The sequence below is a fragment of the Phenylobacterium terrae genome, from assembly GCF_042681205.1.
Lineage (GTDB): Bacteria > Pseudomonadota > Alphaproteobacteria > Caulobacterales > Caulobacteraceae > Phenylobacterium > Phenylobacterium terrae.
Map to the genome: position 1 here is coordinate 2,651,850 of NZ_JBHUEY010000001.1, position 20,468 is coordinate 2,672,317.

A 20,468-nucleotide genomic window follows, 5' to 3' on the forward strand; every position below is an offset into this window, starting at 1 on the left:
CGGGGTATCTGTCGCGGGGGGCGACAAGGGTTCAATTTCAGTTCAGAACGAGGGCGCTAGTGGGTCTTTCTGGCCGTTCCGACGTTGAATCGGCCCGCAAAGCCGTGCGAGACCGCCCAGCTGTCGAAGGAACGTCGAGAAGTCGACAGCGTTGCCGTAGACGGGGCCTGGACGCCCCGGAGGTTGTTCATGCGTTCATCTACGCTCGGATCGGCGCGGGCCGCCCCGCCAATGGTCGAGCACGATCTCGAGGACTTCTTCGAGAACGGGTCCATCGGACTGCACATCGTCGACCGTAACGGGACGATCGTCCGCGCCAACAAGGCCGAGCTCGAGCTCCTGGGCTATCCGGCCGAGGAGTACGTCGGCCGGCCGATCGCCGATTTCCACGTCGACGCCGACGTGATCGCCGACGTGCTGCGGCGGCTGAAGGCCGGCGAGCGGCTCGACAAATATCCGGCCAGGCTGCGGGCCAGGGACGGCTCGATCAAGCACGTCCAGATCAGCTCCAGCGCCCTTATCCGGGATGGCGAGTTCGTCAGTTCCCGTTGCTTCACCGTTGACGTCACAGCCTCCCGGGAAGCGGACCTGGCCCGGCTGGAGGCCGAGCGGCGCCTGCTGAACACCTACGAGAGCGTCACCGTCGGCATCGCCGATACCGACGAGTCCGGCCGGTTCATCCGCGTGAACGCCGCCTTCGAGGCGATCACCGGCTATTCCCGCGACGAGCTCCTGGAGATGTCGTTCCAGGAGCTCACCCACCCCGACGACCGGGCCTGGGACCAGGACCGCTACCGTGAGCAGGTGGACGGCCGCATCGACAGCTACACCGTGGACAAGCGCTACGTCCGCAAGGATGGACGCGTCATCCAGGTGGAGGTGATGAGCTCTTCGGCCCGCGGGGCCGACGGCGCCTTCCAGTACGGCGTGCGGGTGGTGAAGGACGTCACCGAGCGGCACGAGGCGGCGCGGCGGCTTGAGGAGAGCGAGCGCCGCGTGCGCGCGCTGCTCGATGCGCTGCCGATGGCCGTCTACACGACCGACCGGGACGGGCGGATCACCTACTACAACGAGGCTGCTGCGGAGTTCGCCGGCCGCCGGCCCGAGCTGGGCGTCGATCTTTGGTGCGTCACCTGGAAGCTCTATCGCCCGGACGGCGCGCCCCTGCCGCACGCCGAATGCCCGATGGCGCTGGCGCTGAAGTCGGGCGAGGAGCTGCGCGGCGTCGAGGCGGTGGCCGAGCGGCCGGACGGCGCCCGAGCGACCTTCACCCCCTATCCGACGCTGCTGCGCGATGCGGATGGCGAGGTGGTCGGGGCGATCAACGTGCTGGTGGACATCTCCGAGCGCAAGCGCGCCGAGGAGGCCCAGAAGACCCTGATCGACGAGCTGAACCACCGGGTGAAGAACACCCTGGCCACGGTGCAGTCGATCGCCATGCAGACCCAGCGCTCGACGCCGGAGGAGTTCCCGGCCCGCTTCGAGGAGCGGCTGATCGCGCTGAGCAAGGCGCACGACCTGCTGACCCGGCGGCAGTGGAGCGGCGTGGGCCTGAGAGAGCTGTTCGAGCAGGAGTTCGCGCCCTATGCGCGCGGCGCCGAGGCCGCCGTGCGGCTGCAGGGGCCGGACGTGACGCTCCCGGCGCGCGTCGGCCTGGCCTTCGGCATGGTGGTGCACGAGCTGGCCACCAACGCGGCCAAGTACGGCGCCCTCTCGGCCCAGGGCGGTCGGGTTGATCTCGCCTGGGACGTCGAGGAGACGGACGGCGCCCGCGGCCTGGCGCTCGAGTGGGTGGAGAGCGGCGGCCCGCCCACCTCGCGGCCGACCCGCCGCGGCTTCGGCCGGCGGTTGATCGAACGCAACATCACCGGGGATCTGGGCGGGCGCGTCGACCTGCGCTTCGAACCGACAGGTTTGAGATGTTCGCTCAGAATCCCGCTCGCGTGACCAGCCGGGGACCGGCGCGCGAGGGCCTTCAGGGCCTGCGCGTGCTGGTCGTCGAGGACGAGGGGCCGGTCGCCATGCTGATCGAGGACATGCTGGAGGACCTCGGCTGCACGGTCGTGGGCAGCGCGGCCAGCGTGGAGGCGGCGATGAGGCTGGTGGACGCCGGCGGCTACGACGTCGCGCTGTTGGACGTGAACATCGCCGGCGGGAGCGTGCTGCCGGTCGCCGAAGCGTTGCGCCGTCGCGGCGCGCCCTACGCCATAGCCAGCGGCTACGGTCCGGCCGGCGTGCCCGACAGCCTGCGCGGCGCACCGATCATTCAGAAGCCGTTCCGCAGCGCCGACCTGGAGGCGGTCCTCGGTCAGGCGCTCGCCTGAGGTTCAGACCTCTTTGGCCGCCTCCCGGATCGCGGCGAGGAGAGCGGCCTGGGCGGCGGAGAGTTCGCGGCCCGTCGCCTGCGGCCAGGCCGAGTTGACCACCACCACCAGCCGCTCTTCCGGAATGGTGACGATCGACTGGCCGAAGATCCCGCGGGCGGCGTAGCCCTCCGGGATCATCCACCAGAAATAGCCGTAGCCGGGCGCAGGGGCGCCCTCGGTGATCTGCGGCGTGGTCGCCTGGGCGGTCCACCACTCCGGCAGGATGCGCTTGCCGCGCGCCACGCCGCCTTCCAGCAGGAACTGGCCGATGCGGCCGTAGTCGCGCAGCGTCATCGACATGCAGCAGCCGCCGCGCTCGTGCCCGGCCAGGTCCACCATCCAGATGCCGTCCCGCTCCATGCCGATGGGCTTCCACAGCTTCTCGGAGGCGTACCGGGAGAGCGTCTTGCCGGTCGCCTTGGACACCAGCACGCCGACCAGGTCGGTCTCGCCGGTGTTGTAGGTGAACTTTGCGCCCGGCGGGTTGGCCCGCGGCAGCTTGCGCATGTAGCTGACCATCGGATTGACCCCCGGCTCCAGGATGGCTGCGCCGGCCTGGGCGACGTCCGATTTCGGGTCCGTGTAGTCCTCGTTCCACTTCACGCCCGAGCTCATCATCAGCAGCTGGCGGACGTTGACGCCCTCGTAGGCGGAGCCCTTCAGCTCGGGGATGTAGGCGGTGACGGGGTCCTCGAGGCTGTTGATGTGGCCGTCCTGGATGGCCGCCCCGACGAGGGTCGAGGTGACCGACTTGGCCACCGAGAACGACGTCCAGCGGTCGCGCGGCCGCCGGCCGAGGCCGTACCGCTCCATGATGATCTGGCCGTCCTTCAGCACCAGCACGCCCGAGACGTTGTAGGCGCGCATGTATTCGCTGACGCTGTAGGTCTTGCCGGCGTGGCTGAAGGTGGGATCGATCTCCCGCGCCGCCTTGGGCAGGGCGCGCACCTGGCCGCCGCGGCGGACGGTGTTCACCCGATAGACCTTCTCGATCGCCGGGTACCAGGCCTTCTGCTGCTCGGGCGTCCAGAAGAGGATGCTGGGCGTCCCCGCCTTGACCGGTGTCTGGGCCTGAGCGGCGGGCGCGCCCAGCAGCAGGCCTGAGATCAGAAGCGCCGGCAGCAGCTTGCGCATGACAGTTCCCCCCTTGGTTCAGCCGCAGACTAGGGCCGTCGGCGGGCCGCACAAGCCGGGGGACGGTTCAATGCATCGTCGGCTGTTCGTGGCTGGGGTCTTGGACGCCCAGCCGGGCCGGAAGCGGCCAGCCCGCCTGGGCGAGCGCGGCGTTCAGGGCCCGGGCCAGCACCATGACCGACGTCGCCTCCGAGACCAGCGGCGCGATCAGCCGCTCGCCGAGGTCCAGGTCGACCGGCGCCAGCCCACAGGCGACCACCAGCCGCTGGACGTCCTGCGAGGCGCCGCCGCAATGCCGGCAGGTCGCCTCGATCGGCCGCAGCCGCGCCGCGTCCATCGCGTGGACCCAGCCGAGGAACAGCGCCGCCACGCGCGGGGAGGTTCGCCAGGCCATCACCTTGCCCAGCGTGCGCAGGCTGGTCGCCGAACCGTCCGACAGCCAGGCCTGCAGGGCCGCGATCAGCAGCCGCTCTCCCGGCTCGAGCCGGTCTGCGGAACGGGCCGCGGGATCGAGGGGCGCGGTTTGCATGGCGGTCTCCAGGTGTCGTGGCTGCAGCTTGATGCAAATGAGAATGACTCGCAAGTGGTGACTGGCCGCCTTGGCCATCGTCGCCGCCTGAGCCATGCTCGCGCCTGGGGCGCCGGGAGAACGACATGACCGCAGCAGCGTCACCATCGCCCCGGTCCGCATGACGGCGGGCGGAGGTCGCTGGGATGGACCTGGCCTCGAGGCCTGGCGTGGCGCGTGGACGCCCGCAGAGGCTGCCGAGAAGTTCTCGGGGCTCAAGGTTCCATGGTGCGTCGTCGGCGGCTGGGCGATCGACCTCTTCCTGGGACGGCAGACCAGGCCTCATGGCGACCTGGAGATCGCCGTCGTCAAGTCCGACCTGCCCGCCGTGCGCGCCCATCTCGCCGGGTACCGGTTCCACGCCGTCGGCGACGGAGACGTGCGCGCCCTGGCGCCGGGCGAGCCCCCGCCGCCTGAAAAGCACCAGACCTGGGTCCTGGAGGAGGCGGTTCAGCTGTGGCGCGTGGACGTCATGCAGGAGCCAGGCGACCACGAGACCTGGGTGTTCCGCCGCGACCAGAGGATCGCGGCCCCGCGCGCGCAGATGATCGCCTTTAGCGGCGGCGTCCCTTACCTGCGGCCGGAAGGCTCATTGCTGTACAAGGCGAAGGCGCAGCGCCCGAAGGACGAGGCCGATTTCGCCGCCTGCGCGCCGCACCTGGGCGCCGGCAGCCGCGCCTGGCTGCGCGAGGCGATCACCAGCCTCTATCCCGGGCACGCCTGGGCGTCGGCGCTCGATCGGATTTGAGCCGGGCCGCGCCCGTCACACCGCGATCGGCGCAGCGATCCTGGCGTGGGCCTTGTAGCCTTCCAGCTTGAAGTCTTCGTACTCGAAGGCGAACAGGTCGCGCTTGTCGGCGATCTGCAGGGTCGGGAAGGGGTAGGGCTGGCGCGACAGCTGCTCGCGGGCCTGGTCGACATGATTCAGGTAGAGGTGCGCATCGCCCAGGGTGTGGACGAATTCGCCGGGCTCCAGGCCCACCACCTTGGCCATCATCTGCGTCAGCAGGGCGTAGCTGGCGATGTTGAACGGCACGCCGAGGAAGACGTCGGCCGAGCGCTGGTAAAGCTGGCAGGACAGCTTGCCGTCGGCCACGAAGAACTGGAACAGGCAGTGGCAGGGCGGCAGGGCCATGTCGTCCACGTCGGCCGGGTTCCAGGCCGAGACGATGTGGCGGCGGCTGTAGGGATTGGTCTTCAGGCTCTCGACGACCGCGGCGATCTGGTCGATCACCCGCCCGTCCGGCGCCGTCCAGGACCGCCACTGCTTGCCGTAGACGGGGCCGAGTTCGCCTGACTCGTCGGCCCACTCGTCCCAGATGCTGACGCCCCGCTCCTGCAGCCAGCGCACGTTGGTGTCGCCGCGCAGGAACCACAGCAGCTCCAGGATGATCGACTTCCTGTGCAGCTTCTTGGTGGTCAGCAGGGGGAAGCCCTGGGCCAGGTCGAAACGCATCTGCCGCCCGAACACGCCCAGCGTGCCGGTGCCCGTCCGGTCGCCGCGCTGCACCCCGTTGGCCAGGATGTCGGCCAGCAGGTCCAGGTACTGCCGCTCCGGGTGCGGAGAGGCGTCAATGGCGGGGCGGGCGAAGAGAGGGGCGTTCATCGGGCGGCCGAACTCCATTGCGGACCGGATCATTCCCTGATTCGCCTGGAGCGGACTTCGGCGCCACCAGAAGGCGCCAGTCGTCCACAGCCAGGGCGCCGCAGGCGCGTCAAGACCGCGGGCCGCCGTCTGTTGCAGTCGGCCCGATGGGCGCCTAGGGTGGCGTTCGTCAACGAATGCAAGGTTTTGTCGATGTTGCTCTCGGTCCTGGCCGCCAGCCTGATCCTGTCCACCAATGCCGCCCAGGCGACGACCGTCACGCCGGAGCAGGGCGGCGGCGGCGTCGAAGCGGCCAAGCCGGCCGACAAGGCCAAGCCGAAGTGCACCTATGTCAGCGTGACCGGGGCGCGTTCGAAGCGCCGGGTGTGCAGCGACAATCCCGAGCGCGACGCCGCCGCGGCGGCTGGGGTGAGGGGGCCGAGCTCGACTATGGGCCCGTCGCAGCAGGGCAACATCAACCCCAACTGAGCCCGCTCAGCCGGCGAAGCCGCCGGCGTCGAGGAAGGCCTGCTCGTCCGGCGTGGTCGTGCGCCCGAAGCAGGGGTTGCGGTGGGGGAAGCGGCCGAACTTCTCGATGATCTCGCGGTGCAGCTCGGCCCACTTCAGCGTCTCGGCGTCGCCCGTCTCGTCCATGTGCGCCTTGCAGAGGCGGCAGCTCAGCACTTGGTCCTCCAGGTCCTCGGAGTGCTCGAAGGGCAGGTAGAAGAACGGGCGAAGCGCCGGCTCCACCTGCTTGTCGAAGCCGGCCTCGACCGCCGCCCGGGCGATGGCGCGGGCCTTCGGGTCGGTGGCGAAGGCGTGGGCCGAGCCGCGGTAGAGATTGCGCGGGAACTGATCGAGCAGGATCAGCAGGGCCAGCGCGCCGTCCGCCGTCTTGGCCCAGTCGTCGTACTCGCCGCGGGCGGCGGCGTGATGCACGGGCTCGAACCTCAGCTGGATCGCCTGGTCGAACGCTGGGTTCCGCGCGAACCACTTGGCCGGCCCGGCGCTGCGCCAGAAGCTCAGGATGTCCTGCGGGCTCGCCGCCATCCGATCGCTCTCCCTCAGAACCAGTCGAGGTCGGTGCGCCGGCCGCCGACGACGACCCCCTTCAGCCGGGCCCGACCGTCGCGCCCGACCGAGACCACCGCCAGGGCCTGCGGCCTGTCCGGCCCGGCCCGCAGGGCGGCCTCCAGCGCCTGCGCCTCCTGCTGGTCCGCATGCAGCCGGTCGATGCCGATGTCCAGTGCCACCCGCTGCGGCTCGGCGGCGTCGCCGCCCCGGCCGAGGCAGGAGGCCTCGCCGCGGACCGCCACGGGACCGAGCTTCAGCGCCGCTTCCCGGCTTGCCGCCACGCCGGCCAGCCGGTGGACGGCCCCGTCCGGCCGCAGGGCCAGCCAGCCCTGCGCAGCGCCGTCCGGACAGGACATCCCCGGCGGCAGGGTGTGGACGAGCTGCAGGGCGGCGTAGTGGCCGGTGAGCAGGCTGCGCGGGTCGAAGGCCTCCATGGCCAGGCGAACCTCCTGCCCGCGGGCCCTCGCCTGGCCCTCGTAGACCACCAGCGCGACCAGGGCGGCGACCAGCAGCAGCCCGGCGCCCACGATGCGGATCGGCAGGGAGAGGGTCACGCCGTCGCCCTCCGGCGCATCAGCCACCCGGCGATCAGCGCGGCCAGGGCGCTGAGCAGGAACACGCCCGCGGCCGTCATCAGGCCGAGTCCCAGGTCGAACAGGATGGTGCAGACGGCGCCGATCAGCGAAACGATGGCCAGGCCGGTCACCGCCCCGTGCCGGTCCGCGCGGCCGAGCGCCAGCAGGGCCGCGGAGAGCGCCAGCCAGACGATCCGGTGCGGCAGGCCCTCGAAGTCCTTCCCCTCGAAACCGGCGATGACAAAGAAGCTCAGGGCCCCCAGCACGAACCAGCCGAAGAGCGCGCCGGCGGTCGCCCCCTCGCGTTCGCGCCGCCAGCGGGCGCCGCCCGCCAGCGCGGCGAATGCGGCTGCGGCCAGCAGCAGGCCGGCGTCGTTCGGCGGCCCGAGCCGCATCAGCAGCAGCATCGCCCCGCCCAGCAGGCCGAGCCCGGCGGTATGGGCCAGCGGCGAGGAGCGCCAGGCCCAGGCCAGGGCCGCCCCGAGCGGCGCGCCGAGGGCCAGCCAGGGCAGGGCGGTCTCGTCGCGGAAGGGGCCGTCGGAGAGGTCGCCCAGGCCCAGCAGCACCAGGGCCGCCATGCCCGCGCCGCTCGAGCGGCCGGCCAGGGCCAGCAGCCCGGCCGCCACGCCTGCGCCGTGCAGGGCGGCCGGCGGGCTGCCGGCAATGTCGAAGATCTGGCCGGTCAACCCGATGGCCGCGGCGTAGACCAGGGCGGCGATGGCCAGGAGCCCGTTGCGAAGGCCGGGTCGTTCCCGCCGCGCCGCCCAGGCCGCCCCGCCGCAGAGGGCCAGGAAGACGCCCAGCACCAGGACGAAGCGCGCCAGGCGCGGGATGACGTCCCAATTGGCCGCCACGAAGGCGATGACGGCGATGCCCAGGAAGGCGGCGCCGACCGCAGCCAGGGTGGTCGCCGCGTCGAGCCTGCGGCCCTCGCCCACGCTGGCCAGGATCGCCGCGCGGCTCTCGCCCGGCACCAGGCCTGCGCCGATCCAGCGATCGAGATCCTGCTCCAGCCTGTTTCGATAGCCGGCCATCGGCCCTTCCGTTCGCGTCTCGAAGCTCGACCGTCCCGCATGCGGGGCCGGGGCGCAAGCGGCGAAGGTTTGCCTCCCAGCCCGCCCGGCGTCATGGTCCGCCTGGACCTGCACAGGAGCGCCCATGAACCCTTCGGCCGAGTTCGACGTGATCGTCTATGGCGCAAGCGGCTTCACCGGCCGGCTGGTCGCCGAGCACCTGGCCCGCCGCTACGGCGTCGGCGGCGAGCTCACCTGGGCCATGGCCGGGCGCAGCGCCGACAAGCTGGCCCAGGTGCGCGACGAGATCGGCGCCCCGGCGCAGACGCCGCTGGTGGTCGCCGACGCGGATGATCCGGCGTCGCTGGAGGCGATGGTGAAGCGCGCCAAGGCGGTGATCACCACGGTCGGACCCTACCAGCTCTACGGCTCAGGCCTGCTGGCGGCCTGCGCCGCGGCCGGGACCGACTACCTCGACCTGTGCGGCGAGCCCAATTGGATGCGCCGGATGATCGACGCCCACGAGGCTGAGGCCAAGGCGAACGGGGCGCGGATCGTCTTCTCCTGCGGGTTCGATTCCATCCCCTTCGAGCTCGGCGTCTACTTCCTGCAGAAGACCGCTCAGGCCCGGCTCGGCCATCCCCTGCCGCGCGTGAAGGGCCGGGTGAGGGGCATGCAGGGCGGCTTCTCCGGCGGCACCGCGGCGAGTCTGCGGGCCACGATGGCGGCCGTGGCCAAGGACCCCTCGGTGGTCCAGGTGCTCGCCAGCCCCTTCGGCCTGACGCCCGGCTTCCAGGGGCCGCCGCAGCCGGCCGGCATGACGCCGGAGCACGATCAGGACCTCGACGCCTGGGTCGCTCCGTTCGTGATGGCGACGATCAACACCAAGAATGTCCATCGCTCCAACGCGTTGATGGGCCATCGCTACGGGACCGACTTCACCTACGACGAGATGATCATCGCCCCCTCCGAGGAGGCGGCCAAGGCGATGGCTCAGATGGGCGGCGGCCTGGGCGGCGAGGGCGGCCCCAAGCCGGGCGAAGGCCCCAGCAAGGAAGAGCGCGAGGCCGGCTTCTTCGACATCCTCTTCGTCGGGATCGATCGCGACGGGAGCCAGCTGCGGGCCTCGGTCCACGGCGACAAGGACCCGGGCTACGGCTGCACCTCCAAGATGATCGGCGAGGCGGCGATCTGCCTCGTCAAGGAGGCGACCGACGTGCCGGGCGGCGTCTGGACCCCGGGCGCGGCCATGCAGGACGCCCTGATCGCGCGGCTGGAGGCCAACGCGGGCATGACGTTCAAAGTGGAGTAGCTTCCCTCCCGGAAGGGGAGGGACGTCACACCACGCCGGCGATCAGACCGCGGGCCAGGGCGGCGTCGGCGTCGAGATACCAGTTGCCGGCGGCCCGCTCCTCCAGTTCCTGGAGCGTGACATCGCTGCCGGCGATCAGGTCGGCGAAGCCTTCGGACTGGAGGCGCAGGCCCTCGTCAACCTGGGCCAACGCGACCTCCAGCTTGCGCCGCTCGGCGGCCAGCGGACCGTCCAGGTTGACCGTCAGGGCGATGCTGCGCGAGTGGATCAGCAGAGAGGTCCCGCGCGCCAGCCACCGGTCCTTCCGCGGGAAGGCCGACATGACGTTGACGCCGGCCGAGTAGACCACGGCCTTGCCGAAGAACAGCAGTTCGGCCCCGCGCTCGCGCGCGATCCGCACGTCCGTGGCGATCCGCCGGGCGGTGTCGGCGTCGCCGCCCATGGTCGTCAGCTCGACGACGATCGGTCCATCCTGGCCCACCGCCTCGGCCAGGGCGTCGCGGAAGGTGCGGAACATGTCGTCGTCGAGGCGCCCGTCCAGCCGCACCTGCGGCGCGAACAGGGCGGCGGGCGGATTGGGCGGGGTGGCGTCTCTCGGCATCTCTCAACAGCAAAGGAGCGGGACGCGTCCGAGGCGTCCCGCTCTCAAATTCCCAGGTCGGGCGCTAGGTTCAGCGGCCCTGGCGCTGCTCGTCCTGCTGCTGGCGTCCGCCGCCTTGCTGCATCTGCCGGCCTTGCTTGTCCTTCATGCCCTTCTGGTTCTGCGGCTGCTGCTTCCTGCCGTTCTTGTCCTGTTGGCGCTGGGCCATCGAGAGGCTCCCTTTCGTTCGGCTCCCCCAACGCCCCTAGCCAACCCATTGGGACGTTGCGCAGTTTCCGCCCCGCCGCGCGGTTTTGCTAAGTAGAACTCCTTAAGCGCATCTCCCGAATTTCGGCCCCGGCGGGCCGGGGGCATTTTGCGGGCCGGAGATCGGAGCCCGCCATGTCCCTCGAAACCATCTACCTCGCCGGCGTCGTCCTCGCCTTCGTCTCGCTCGCCGGCACGCTGTTCACCGTGAAGATGTGGAGCGACGGCGCGCCGTCCACCTCCGCCGCAAAGGCCGAGGTCATCCCGGCCAAACGGCCCGAGGTCCCGGCGAACGACGTCTCCGAGGCGGCCTGAATGGCGGCCGCCGTGCAGGCCATCCCTTGACCTTTGCGCAAAAAAACGGTCGATAGCGCCGCCTTTGCTGCGGCGCCGTTGCGCGAGGCCCGCGGCCATCACGTGTTCAGGAGAACAATCATGCGCGTCTACTACGACCGCGACGCCGACATTTCCCGCATCCTGGACAAGAAGATCGCGGTAGTGGGCTACGGCAGCCAGGGCCGCGCGCATGCGCTGAACCTCGTGGATTCCGGCGTTAAGAACGTCGTCGTCGCCCTGCGCCCCGGCTCGGCCACCGCCAAGAAGGTGGAAGCCGACGGCCTGAAGGTGATGAGCGTCGCCGAAGCCGCCAAGTGGGCCGACGCCATCATGGTGCTGGCGCCGGACGAGCTTCAGCGCGACATCTACGCGCAGGAAATCGGCCCGAACCTGAAGGACGGGGCGGCGCTGCTGTTCGCCCACGGCCTCAACATCCACTTCAACCTGATCGAGCCCAAGTCGACCATCGACGTGCTGATGGTCGCGCCCAAGGGCCCCGGCCACACCGTCCGCGGGGAGTACCAGAAGGGCGGCGGCGTGCCGTGCCTGATCGCGGTGCACCAGAACGCCACCGGCAACGCCCTGGACTTCGGCCTGGCCTACGCCTCGGCGATCGGCGGCGGCCGCTCGGGGATCATCGAGACCACCTTCCGCGAAGAGTGCGAGACCGACCTGTTCGGCGAGCAGTCGGTGCTGTGCGGCGGCCTCGTGGAGCTGATCCGCGCCGGCTTCGAGACGCTGGTCGAGGCGGGGTACGCCCCCGAGATGGCCTACTTCGAGTGCCTGCACGAGGTGAAGCTGATCGTCGACCTCATCTACGAGGGCGGCATCGCCAACATGAACTACTCGATCTCCAACACCGCCGAGTACGGCGAGTACGTCACCGGCCCGCGCATCGTGACGCCGGAGACCAAGGCCGAGATGAAGCGGGTGCTGGAGGACATCCAGTCGGGCCGTTTCGTCCGCGACTGGATGACCGAGAACGCCGCCGGCCAGCCGAGCTTCAAGGCCACCCGCCGCCGGGCCGCCGAGCACCCCATCGAAGAGGTGGGCGCGCGCCTGCGGGGCATGATGCCCTGGATCACCAAGAACAAGCTGGTCGACCAGGAACGCAACTGACCGGTGCGCCGGCGGCCCTGGCCGCGGCGCACGAGTCATCCCGGCGCACGCCGGGATCCAGGGGCGGCTTCGGCCGCCCTTTTCTTTTGCAATTTCGCGGCTTAGCCGTGGGAACAGCGCTCGCCGAGAGGCGGTTGAGAGGAGCCATTCCCCTCAATCCGAGAGAGACGCCCCATGCCTGCCCCGCGCAGCCCCGAAGACATCCTCACCACCGAACTCAAAGAGATCTACAGCGCCGAGCGACAGCTCACGCGCGCCATCCCGAAGCTCACGCGCCGGGTCAGCCATCCCAAGCTCAAGGAAATGCTGGAGCGCCGCCGTGAGCAGGGCGAGCAGCTGATCAACGAGTTGGACGCGGCCTTCGAGGAGATGGAGGTCACCAAGTCGCGGCCGAAGAATGTCGCCGCCGAGGGCCTGCTCGAGGACATCAACGAGCACCTGGAGGAGATCAAGGACGACAAGCTCCTCGACCCGGTGCTGCTCGCCTCGATCCAGAAGGTCGAACACTACTGCATCGCCGCCTGGGGCACGGCCAAGTCGATGGGCCGGCTGCTGGGCGAGGACCGGGTGATCCAGACCATGGAGCGGGTGCTGGACGAGGGTAAGCGGTTCGACGAGGAGCTGACCCAGATCGCCGAGTCCGAAGTGAACCCGGCGATGCTCGCCGCCGAGGACGGCCAGGAAGGCGAGGAAGGCGGCAAGAGCCGCGGCAAGGGCGGCGGTTCAGGCGAGGCCCGCGCCCACTAGCGCCAGGGCAGGTCGGCGTCGCCGCGCAGGATCGCCTCGGCCTGCGCGGTGTGCTTGGCGCCGTCCTGCGGATGCAGCACGAGCGGCGGCAGGAGCTGAAGCGGGCCCTTGCCGCCGCGCACCGCCCGCACCAGCACCCGCTTGGCTGGAGCTTCGGCGAAGGGATGGATGGGGCGGATCTGGAACGAGCCCGCCTTGGCCGAGAGCAGGGCCAGGATGTCCGCCAGCCGATCGGCCCGGTGGATCAGCGTGACCGTGCCCCTGTCCTGCACCGCCGCCAGCAGGAACCCGGTCCAGGCCGCAAGGCCGCCCTCCGCCATCCAGGCGCCGCGCTTGGCCGGGGCGGGGGCGCGCAGCGCGCCGGGGTCGTCGAAGAAGGGCGGGTTGGCCATCACCGCGTCGAACCGCGCCTCGCCCAGCGCCGCAAACCCTCCGGCGATGTTGAAGGCCCGCACCTCCACGCGCTCGGAAAGCCGGTTGGCGGCGGCGTTGCGCCGGCCGAGGTCGGCTGCCGCCGCATCGCGCTCCAGCCCGAGGAACTGCGCGCCCGGCCGCCGGGCCGCCGCCGCCAGCAGCGCCGCGCCGGCCCCGCAGCCCGCCTCCAGCACCCGCTCGCCGGCCCCGGCGTCGCAGGCCGCGGCCAGCAGGGCGGCGTCCATCCCGGCCCGATAGCCTTCCCGCGGCTGGCTGAGCACGAGCCGTCCGCCCAGCAGCCGGTCTTCGGTCGTCTCTACTGGCATCTCGGGCGGGGCGGGCAAGCTCATGCCGAAGGGGTCGGAAACCGTTGCGCTGCTTGACCCTGCCCCATCGGCTGACCATTGTCGCGGCCAAACGGCGGGCGCTTCGCCCACGCCGCAAGTGGAGCGCTTTTCACCGTGGATGACGCCAGCGCGGCCGTCCGGAACAAGCCGCCGTCGGTGGATCGGCTGCTGGGTCTCGCCAAGGAGGACATGGCGGGCGTCGACGCCCTGATCCGCGAGCGGATGCAGAGCCCGGTGTCGGTCATCCCGGCGCTCGCCGAGCACATCATCGAAGGCTCCGGCAAGCGGTTGCGGCCGCTGCTGACCATCGCCTCGGCCCGCGTGGCCGGCGCCGAGGACGACGCCTGCCTGAAGCTCGCCGCGGCGGTGGAGTTCATCCACACCGCCACGCTGCTGCACGACGACGTGGTGGACAGCTCCGAGCTGCGCCGCGGCAAGGTGGCCGCCCACCTGATCTGGGGCGCGCCCTCCAGCGTGCTGGTCGGCGACTTCCTGTTCGCCCGGGCCTTCGAGCTGATGGTCGAGGCCGGCTCGATGGCCGCCCTGGAGATCCTGGCCCGGGCCAGCCGGGTGATCGCCGAGGGCGAGGTGCTGCAGCTGACGAGGGCCCACGACCTGGGCCTGACGGAAGAGGTCTATCTCGACATCATCCGGGCCAAGACCGCCGAGCTGTTCGCCGCCGCCGCCGAGGCGGGCGCGGTCAGCGCCGGGGCGGCGCCGGCCCGCCGGGCCGAGCTGCGCAAGTTCGGCCAGGACCTGGGCCTGGCGTTCCAGCTGGTCGACGACGCCCTCGACTATTCCGGCTCCTCCGAGGCGCTGGGCAAGAACCCCGGGGACGACTTCCGGGAGGGCAAGGCCACCCTGCCGCTGATCCACGCCATGGCCCGCAGCGGCCCCGAGGAGCGGGCCTTCTGGACCCGCACCGTCGACCTGCGCGAGCAGGGCGAGGGCGACTTCGAGCGGGCGTGCGAGCTGATGGTCCGCACCGGCGCTCTGGAGGCCACCCTCGGCCTGGCCGCCGACTACGCCGCCAGCGCCAAGGCCGCGCTGGCCGCCTTCTCCGGCTCCAACAGCTGGCGACCGGCCCTCGAGGATCTGGCCGATTTCGCCGTCGCGCGACGGAAGTAGAGCCTCGCCAAGGGCTTAGCCTTTGGAACCGCCGCCGGGTCTTGCGCACTCCCTTGGGCCACGAGGGAGACTGTCGTCTTGAGAGCTGGATACCGTTTGGCCCGGTTGGGCGAGTTCACGCCGCAGTTTCCGGACGCCGAGGCCCTGCACCAGGGACTGGCCCGCTGGAACCGCCGGCGGCTGGCGGTCGGCGAACCGAACGCCGCCTGGCGTGAGGAGATCGGCGAGGAGGCGCGCATGCGCCGGCTGGAAGGCGCCTTCGTCGAGGCCTTCCGCACCCTGGCGGCGCCGCAGGTCGCGGGCGTCCCCTCAGACCCGGAGGGCTTCGTCGCCTGGTTCGAGGCGCTGAAGGAGACGGGGCCTGGCCAGTACGACCAGCTGTTCGCCTGGCTGGAGACCGAGGCCAGCCTCGAGGACGTCAAGTGGTTCCTGACCCAGGAGGCGGCCGGCGAGGCGGGGTTCGACGACCTGGTGGCCATGACCCAGGTGAAGATGCCGACCCGCGCCAAGCTGGAGCTCGCCCGCAACTACTGGGACGAGATGGGACGGGGGAACGAGGCGGGCATGCACGGCCCGATGCTCGACCGGACCATCCAGGGGTTGGACCTGAAGCCCTCGATCGAAGGCACCCTGTGGCAGTCGCTGGCCCTGGCCAACACCCTGACCGCCTTCGCCACCACCCGCCGCTACGCCTATCACTCGATCGGCGCCCTCGGGGCGGTGGAGCTGACCGCGCCGACCCGGGTCGCCTGCGTCGACGCCGGCCTCAAGCGCCTGGGCGTCGAGCCGGCCCTGCGCAAGTACTTCGGCCTGCACGCGGTGCTCGACGTCGAGCACTCCAGGGCCTGGAACGCCGAGGTGCTGATCCCTCTGGTCGAGGCCGACCCGTCCTGCGCCCGCTACATCGCCGAGGGCGCGATCATGCGCCTGATCCTGGGCGAGCAATGCTTCGAGGCCTACCGCGCCCACCTCTGGGCCCACGAGCACCCGGTGGTCTACGCGGCGGAGTAGGTGACCTCTCCCCGCAACGCGGGGAGAGGGTAGGGTGAGGGGCGCGCGGCCGCATGGCCGCCCCCGGCGCGAAGCGACGGAAGTCTGGGATGCGGCGGGGCCCCCCTCACCCAACCCTCTCCCCCCCGCGGGGGGGAGAGGTCTAAGTCACCCCGGCGAGATCATCTTCTCCGGACGGACGATCTCGTCGAATTCCTCGTTGGTCACGTAGCCGCCGCCGACGGCCTCCTCGCGCAGGGTGGTGCCGTTCTTGTGGGCGGTCTTGGCGATCTTGGCGGCGTTGTCGTAGCCGATCTTCGGCGCCAGGGCGGTGACCAGCATCAGCGAGCGCTCGAGGTTGGCCTTGATGTTGTCCTCGCGCGGCTCGATGCCGACGACCATGTTGTCCGTGAAGGAGATGGCCGCGTCGGCCAGCAGCCGGCAGGACTGCAGGAAGTTGTAGGCCATCACCGGGTTGAAGACGTTCAGCTCGAAGTGGCCCTGGCTGCCGGCGAAGCTGATCGCCGTCTGGTTGCCCATCACGTGGGCGCAGACCATGGTCAGGGCCTCGGCCTGGGTGGGGTTCACCTTGCCGGGCATGATCGACGAGCCCGGCTCGTTTTCCGGCAGGGCGAGTTCGCCGAGGCCGGCGCGCGGGCCCGAGCCCAGGAAGCGGATGTCGTTGGCGATCTTGAACAGGGCCGCGGCGGCCGAGTTCAGCGCCCCGTGGCTGAACACCATGGCGTCGTGGGCCGCCAGGGCCTCGAACTTGTTGGGCGCGGTGACGAACGGCAGGTGGGTGATCGCCGCGATCCGCTCGGCCACCTTCTCGGCGAAGCCGACCGGGGCATTGAGGCCGGTGCCGACGGCGGTGCCGCCCTGGGCCAGCTCATAGAGGCCGTAGAGGCTCTCCTTGATGCGCCGCACGCTCATCGCGACCTGGTGGGCGTAGCCGCCGAACTCCTGGCCCAGCGTCAGGGGCGTGGCGTCCTGGGTGTGGGTGCGGCCGATCTTGATGATGTGGGCGAAGGCCTTGGTCTTGTCGTTCAGCGCCGCGTGCAGGTGCTCCAGCGCCGGCATCACATGCCGGGCCACCTCTTCGGCGCAGGCGATGTGCATGGCCGTCGGATAGGTGTCGTTCGACGACTGGCTCATGTTGACGTGGTCGTTGGGGTGGACCGGGCTCTTGGAGCCCATCGTCCCGCCCAGCATCTCGATCGCCCGGTTCGAGATCACCTCGTTGGCGTTCATGTTCGACTGGGTGCCCGAGCCGGTCTGCCAGACCACCAGCGGGAAGTGGTCGTCCAGCTTGCCGTCGATCACCTCCTGGGCGGCGGCGACGATGGCGTTGCCGACCGTAGGGTCGAGCTTTCCGAGCGCCATGTTGGCTTCGGCGGCGGCCCGCTTGACGACGCCGAGGGCCTTGATGATCGGCTGCGGCTGCTTCTCCCAGCCGATCTTGAAGTTGCCCAGTGAGCGCTGGGTCTGGGCGCCCCAGTAGCGGTCGGCGGGCACCTCGATCGGGCCGAAGGTGTCGGTCTCGGTGCGGGTCGCGGTCATCCAGGGCCTCCGGCGGTCAAACTGCGCCAGGGGTTTAACGCGCAGCCGGCCGGTTGCAAGCGGCGGGTGGCGGTGGACGCGCCGTGCGGCTAGGTAGCGGAAGGATGACCGACGCCTGGACCCAGCACGGCAAGGTGCGCGCGCGTGAGGCGGAGGGCGCGATCGAAGTGGTGGTCGAGGGGCTGACCACCCAGGCCCGCTACTACAAGCCGCTGATCTACGAGTTCTTCCGCAAGGTCTGGCGCGGCGCGCGGCCCGGCTGGGGCGAGTTCTCGGTGGAGATCGTCATGGAGTACGTCGGCGAGCCGCCCTGGCTCGACCTCGACAACCTGGCCAAGGCCATCCTCGACGCCATCAAGGGCTATGTCTTCCACGACGACGCCCAGGTCGCCCGCCTGCTCGTCGAGCGCCGGCCGGGCGAGCGCGAACGGATCCTGATCAGCGTGCGGCGGATCGGCGACTGAACGCTCTGCCTCCCGTTCACGGGGAGGGTCGGCGAAGCCGACCGGCGCCGGGCGTCCAGCGCCATCGAGAGCCCTGGCTTCCCACCCGTCCTCCCCATGACGGGGAGGGAAGAAACGAAAACGGCCCCGTCGGGGACGGGGCCGCTCTGGTTCAGGCTTCGCCTGAGGTTCGGAAGACCTAGCGGTATTGCTGGATGCGGGTGGTCCGCAGTCCGGCCAGGCCGTGCTTGTCGATGGACCGCTGCCAGGCGAGGAACTCCTCGCTGGTCAGGCGGTAGCGCTCCAGCGCCTCGTCGAGGGTCAGGAGACCGCCGCGCACGGCCGCCACCACCTCGGCCTTGCGCCGGATGACCCACCGGCCGGTGTCCGGCGGCGGCAGGTCGTTGATCGTCAGCGGCGCGCCGGTCGGCCCGATCACATAGGCCTCGCCGCGGCTGTTCGTGCGCGTTTGCTGCTGTTGCAACATGGTTTTACGCGTCTCCCACCATCACTTCTCAGGAGGGACCATACGCCCGCGGCCATAACAGTCGGTGAATCCCGTAGGTAAAGAATTGACTAATCATTCCCCGTCCGATGTAAGAAAATGGTACAGGTTGGGATATCACCGTCTGCTAGACGCTGTTAACTTCTATTACTAACGCTTGATGTTTAGCAGTTCTTCCAACATCTGGTCAGCGGTCGTAATGATCTTGGATGAGGCCGAATAGGCCCTCTGGGTTGTGATCAGGCCGGTGAACTCGGCCGACAGGTCGACGGTCGAGGCCTCCAGCGCCTGGGGCGCGATGTTGCCGGCCCCGGCGATGCCCGGCTCCTTGATCGTGAAGTCGCCGCTCAGCAGGGTGGGCACATAGGCGCCGCCGCTGACGCCCAGCAGGCCGTCGGGGTTGGGGAAGGTGGCGATGCCGACCTGGGCGATCTTGCGCACCTCGGTGTTGTCGAAGGTCGCCGAGATGATGCCGTTTTCGTCGACGTTGACGCCCACGATGTTGCCGGGGCTGGCGCCGTTCGGCGTCACGAAGTCGACCGCCGAAGGCGCGGAGTACTGGGTGAGCACGCTCATGTCGAACTCGACGTCGTTGCCTTCGATGCCGAGCAGCGTCGACCAGGCGGGGGCGGCTCCGCCCGAGGCGCCGATGCTGATGGTCTGGGGCGACGGGAGCGCGGGGGGCACGGTGGCCGGCCCGAACAGGGTCGTCGCGTTGAGGTTGATGGTGCCGTTCGAGTTGAACACCACCTGGCCCTGACGGATCGGGCCGCCACCCTGAATGTCGGTGGTCGGAACGGCGTAGATTTCCGCGTTCCAGGTGTTGACCGCCGGCGCAGGGGCTTTCGACAGGCCCAACTCGACCCGGCGCTTGCCGCCGGCGGAGTCCGTGACCGTCATTTCGATCACGAAGTCAGGCTTGCGGGCGCCGACGGCGTTCGGGTCGGCCGCATACGACGTCATCGAGCCGGCTGCGTAGGGGACGGTGCTCGCCTCCTGATCCTTGTTCAGGTTCGCCTTGACGATGATGTCGGTCGTCTTCGCCACCGCGGCGCCGAGGTCGCGGACGTTGATGGGGCCCATGCGGGTCACGTCGGCCGGGCTGCGGTCCACCGTGCCGTCGAGGTTGATCGGCCAGCCCTGCAGGTAATAGCCCTGGTCGTTGACCAGATAGCCGTCGCTGTCGACGCTGAACGAGCCCGAGCGGGTGAAGAAGCGGGCGTCGGAAGGTTCGAGGTTGGCGCCCTTCTGGGTCACCACGAAGAAGCCCTCGCCGGAGATGGCCATGTCCGTCGAGGAGTTGGCCGCCTGGATCAAGCCCTGCTCGCTGACGTACTGGCGGTTGATCGCCTTGACGCCGCCGGCGCTGTAGGCGCCCGACAGGAACTGCGAGGTGACGATGTTGCCGAAGTTCACCTGGCTGCGCTTGTAGGCCACGGTGTTGACGTTGGCGATGTTGTCCGAAAGCGCGGCGAGAGCGGAGGAATTGGCCAGCAATCCCGACACCCCGGCCCGCATTGCGCTGCTGATGCTCATTTTGGTCTGCCTTGGTCCATGAAAAGGGTTGGTGAGGCGCCGCGTTCAGCGGCCGCCCGCGCGCTCTAGGCCGCCGCGGGCTGTTCGGACGGTTCGCCGTCCTCCTGTGCGATGAGGTCTTCCAGCCAGTCGTCCGACTGCTCCGCCGTCTGGCCGGTGTTGGACGTCTGGTTGGTCTGGGCGGTGGTCGGCTCGGGGTCCGCCAGCCTGATGGAGTTGACGTTGGTCCACGGCATGGTGGCGCCGCCGACGTTGATCAGCGTCGCGCCGTCGGCCTGTTCGACGGACTGCACCACGCCTTCGATGTAGGTGATCGCCTCGATCGGCTGCTTGGCGGTGTCCACGGCCGTCACCCTCAGGGTGTAGACGCCGTTCGGCTGGGTCACGCCCGCGCTGTTCTTGCCGTCCCAGGTGAAGCTGTTGTCGCCGACCTTGGCGGTCGGCCGGCCCACGAAGACCGAGCGACCGTTGGCGTCCAGCACCTCCAGGATCACGGTCTCCGGCGGCCGGTCGAGGTTGTAGATCCACGTCGCCTTGCCGTCCTTCAGGGCGGCGTCGTCGCTGACGGCGCGCACCTTCTTGCCGATAAGGCTCACGGCGTCGGCGACGCCGGAGTTGTTGCCGTCCACCAGCTTCTTCAGCAGCTCGTTGGTCAGCAGCTGCTGCTCGACCCCGGTCATCTGGGTCAGCTGCTCGGTGAACTGGTTGGAATCCAGCGGCGAGAGCGGGTCCTGGTTCATCAGCTGCGTGGTCAGCAGCGTCAGGAACGTCTCGAAGTTCTGGGCCAGGCGGGCCTTGCCCAGGGCGGTTTCCTGGACGGGGGCCTGACCGGCGGCAACGGCGTCGACGGGCATGGCGCGCGACTCCTT

At 70.1% G+C, this 20,468-nt stretch carries 24 protein-coding genes; 11 read left to right on the top strand and 13 right to left on the bottom strand.

Annotation, left to right across the window (positions count from 1 at the left end; genetic code table 11):
* Window positions 1–189: 189 nt before the first annotated feature.
* Together ACFSC0_RS13225 and ACFSC0_RS13230 are read left to right on the top strand one after the other, a co-directional pair.
* Window positions 190–1,947 carry a PAS domain S-box protein gene (locus tag ACFSC0_RS13225; RefSeq protein WP_377283689.1) on the top strand — a complete coding sequence of 586 codons (1,758 nt, stop codon included), beginning with the start codon at window positions 190–192 and terminating at the stop codon, window positions 1,945–1,947.
* Window positions 1,944–2,324 (top strand): response regulator, encoded by a 381-nt coding sequence (locus ACFSC0_RS13230; RefSeq protein ID WP_377283688.1) that lies wholly within the window; start codon window positions 1,944–1,946, stop codon window positions 2,322–2,324. Before ACFSC0_RS13225 ends, ACFSC0_RS13230 begins: the two co-directional genes overlap by 4 nt.
* A 3-nt stretch (window positions 2,325–2,327) precedes the next feature.
* Here ACFSC0_RS13230 and ACFSC0_RS13235 read toward each other — a convergent pair whose 3' ends face one another.
* Window positions 2,328–3,500: a serine hydrolase domain-containing protein gene (locus ACFSC0_RS13235; RefSeq protein WP_377283687.1), complete on the bottom strand. Its 1,173-nt coding sequence runs from the start codon at window positions 3,498–3,500 to the stop codon at window positions 2,328–2,330.
* A 67-nt stretch (window positions 3,501–3,567) separates the two neighbouring features.
* Entirely contained in the window at window positions 3,568–4,029 is a 462-nt protein-coding gene (locus ACFSC0_RS13240) for a hypothetical protein (protein ID WP_377283686.1), read from the bottom strand.
* A gap of 94 nt (window positions 4,030–4,123) precedes the next feature.
* Here ACFSC0_RS13240 and ACFSC0_RS13245 point away from each other — a divergent pair, with 94 nt between their 5' ends.
* Window positions 4,124–4,816, top strand: coding sequence for a nucleotidyltransferase domain-containing protein (locus ACFSC0_RS13245; RefSeq protein WP_377283685.1), 693 nt, complete (start codon window positions 4,124–4,126; stop codon window positions 4,814–4,816).
* A gap of 15 nt (window positions 4,817–4,831) precedes the next feature.
* Here the strand turns inward: ACFSC0_RS13245 and ACFSC0_RS13250 are convergent, their stop codons facing one another.
* The gene (locus ACFSC0_RS13250) at window positions 4,832–5,674 is read right to left on the bottom strand and encodes a thymidylate synthase (protein ID WP_377283962.1); all 843 of its coding nucleotides are present in this window, start codon (window positions 5,672–5,674) and stop codon (window positions 4,832–4,834) included.
* Window positions 5,675–5,866: 192 nt separating this feature from the next.
* On the opposite strand from ACFSC0_RS13250, the gene ACFSC0_RS13255 reads away from it, so the two are divergent.
* Window positions 5,867–6,142 (top strand): hypothetical protein, encoded by a 276-nt coding sequence (locus ACFSC0_RS13255; RefSeq protein WP_377283684.1) that lies wholly within the window; start codon window positions 5,867–5,869, stop codon window positions 6,140–6,142.
* A gap of 6 nt (window positions 6,143–6,148) precedes the next feature.
* Here the strand turns inward: ACFSC0_RS13255 and ACFSC0_RS13260 are convergent, their stop codons facing one another.
* From ACFSC0_RS13260 to ACFSC0_RS13270, 3 genes are read right to left on the bottom strand one after another with little or no spacing between them, the layout of a single operon-like run.
* The gene (locus tag ACFSC0_RS13260; RefSeq protein WP_377283683.1) at window positions 6,149–6,703 is read right to left on the bottom strand and encodes a DUF924 family protein; all 555 of its coding nucleotides are present in this window, start codon (window positions 6,701–6,703) and stop codon (window positions 6,149–6,151) included.
* A gap of 14 nt (window positions 6,704–6,717) precedes the next feature.
* Window positions 6,718–7,308: a GDYXXLXY domain-containing protein gene (locus ACFSC0_RS13265; RefSeq protein ID WP_377283682.1), complete on the bottom strand. Its 591-nt coding sequence runs from the start codon at window positions 7,306–7,308 to the stop codon at window positions 6,718–6,720.
* Entirely contained in the window at window positions 7,278–8,336 is a 1,059-nt protein-coding gene (locus ACFSC0_RS13270; protein WP_377283681.1) for a DUF2157 domain-containing protein, read from the bottom strand. Before ACFSC0_RS13270 ends, ACFSC0_RS13265 begins: the two co-directional genes overlap by 31 nt.
* A gap of 124 nt (window positions 8,337–8,460) precedes the next feature.
* Here ACFSC0_RS13270 and ACFSC0_RS13275 point away from each other — a divergent pair, with 124 nt between their 5' ends.
* Entirely contained in the window at window positions 8,461–9,627 is a 1,167-nt protein-coding gene (locus ACFSC0_RS13275; RefSeq protein ID WP_377283680.1) for a saccharopine dehydrogenase family protein, read from the top strand.
* A gap of 25 nt (window positions 9,628–9,652) precedes the next feature.
* On the opposite strand, the gene ACFSC0_RS13280 is transcribed toward ACFSC0_RS13275, so the two are convergent.
* Complete coding sequence (locus ACFSC0_RS13280; RefSeq protein WP_377283679.1) at window positions 9,653–10,228, bottom strand: Clp protease/crotonase-like domain-containing protein; 576 nt, start codon at window positions 10,226–10,228, stop codon at window positions 9,653–9,655.
* 70 nt (window positions 10,229–10,298) lie between these two features.
* A complete protein-coding gene (locus ACFSC0_RS13285) occupies window positions 10,299–10,436 on the bottom strand; it encodes a hypothetical protein (RefSeq protein ID WP_377283678.1) in 138 nt (45 codons plus the stop codon).
* Window positions 10,437–10,609: 173 nt separating this feature from the next.
* On the opposite strand from ACFSC0_RS13285, the gene ACFSC0_RS13290 reads away from it, so the two are divergent.
* The 3 genes from ACFSC0_RS13290 to ACFSC0_RS13300 all read left to right on the top strand — a co-directional run bounded on the left by ACFSC0_RS13290 (window position 10,610) and on the right by ACFSC0_RS13300 (window position 12,676).
* The gene (locus ACFSC0_RS13290; protein ID WP_377283677.1) at window positions 10,610–10,789 is read left to right on the top strand and encodes a hypothetical protein; all 180 of its coding nucleotides are present in this window, start codon (window positions 10,610–10,612) and stop codon (window positions 10,787–10,789) included.
* 102 nt (window positions 10,790–10,891) lie between these two features.
* A complete protein-coding gene (gene ilvC / locus ACFSC0_RS13295) occupies window positions 10,892–11,929 on the top strand; it encodes a ketol-acid reductoisomerase (protein WP_377283676.1) in 1,038 nt (345 codons plus the stop codon).
* Between the two features lie 174 nt (window positions 11,930–12,103).
* Window positions 12,104–12,676, top strand: coding sequence for a YciE/YciF ferroxidase family protein (locus tag ACFSC0_RS13300; protein ID WP_377283675.1), 573 nt, complete (start codon window positions 12,104–12,106; stop codon window positions 12,674–12,676).
* Here ACFSC0_RS13300 and ACFSC0_RS13305 read toward each other — a convergent pair.
* Complete coding sequence (locus ACFSC0_RS13305; protein WP_377283674.1) at window positions 12,673–13,440, bottom strand: methyltransferase; 768 nt, start codon at window positions 13,438–13,440, stop codon at window positions 12,673–12,675. The genes ACFSC0_RS13300 and ACFSC0_RS13305 overlap by 4 nt on opposite strands.
* Before the next feature lie 111 nt (window positions 13,441–13,551).
* Here ACFSC0_RS13305 and ACFSC0_RS13310 point away from each other — a divergent pair, with 111 nt between their 5' ends.
* Window positions 13,552–14,565 (top strand): polyprenyl synthetase family protein, encoded by a 1,014-nt coding sequence (locus ACFSC0_RS13310; RefSeq protein ID WP_377283673.1) that lies wholly within the window; start codon window positions 13,552–13,554, stop codon window positions 14,563–14,565.
* A 78-nt stretch (window positions 14,566–14,643) separates the two neighbouring features.
* Window positions 14,644–15,576 (top strand): iron-containing redox enzyme family protein, encoded by a 933-nt coding sequence (locus ACFSC0_RS13315; protein ID WP_377355159.1) that lies wholly within the window; start codon window positions 14,644–14,646, stop codon window positions 15,574–15,576.
* 147 nt (window positions 15,577–15,723) lie between these two features.
* On the opposite strand, the gene fumC is transcribed toward ACFSC0_RS13315, so the two are convergent.
* The gene (gene fumC / locus ACFSC0_RS13320; RefSeq protein WP_377283671.1) at window positions 15,724–17,115 is read right to left on the bottom strand and encodes a class II fumarate hydratase; all 1,392 of its coding nucleotides are present in this window, start codon (window positions 17,113–17,115) and stop codon (window positions 15,724–15,726) included.
* Between the two features lie 104 nt (window positions 17,116–17,219).
* Between fumC and ACFSC0_RS13325 the strand changes: the two genes are divergently transcribed.
* Window positions 17,220–17,579, top strand: a complete 360-nt coding sequence (locus tag ACFSC0_RS13325) for a RusA family crossover junction endodeoxyribonuclease (RefSeq protein ID WP_377283670.1) — start codon at window positions 17,220–17,222, stop codon at window positions 17,577–17,579.
* 178 nt (window positions 17,580–17,757) lie between these two features.
* Here the strand turns inward: ACFSC0_RS13325 and sciP are convergent, their stop codons facing one another.
* The 3 genes from sciP to ACFSC0_RS13340 form a co-directional block, all read right to left on the bottom strand.
* On the bottom strand, window positions 17,758–18,045 hold the full coding sequence (gene sciP / locus ACFSC0_RS13330) for a CtrA inhibitor SciP (RefSeq protein ID WP_377283669.1): 288 nt from the start codon (window positions 18,043–18,045) through the stop codon (window positions 17,758–17,760).
* 168 nt (window positions 18,046–18,213) lie between these two features.
* Complete coding sequence (locus ACFSC0_RS13335; RefSeq protein WP_377283668.1) at window positions 18,214–19,599, bottom strand: flagellar hook protein FlgE; 1,386 nt, start codon at window positions 19,597–19,599, stop codon at window positions 18,214–18,216.
* A 65-nt stretch (window positions 19,600–19,664) separates the two neighbouring features.
* Window positions 19,665–20,453 (bottom strand): flagellar hook assembly protein FlgD, encoded by a 789-nt coding sequence (locus tag ACFSC0_RS13340; protein ID WP_377283667.1) that lies wholly within the window; start codon window positions 20,451–20,453, stop codon window positions 19,665–19,667.
* Window positions 20,454–20,468 lie beyond the last annotated feature (15 nt).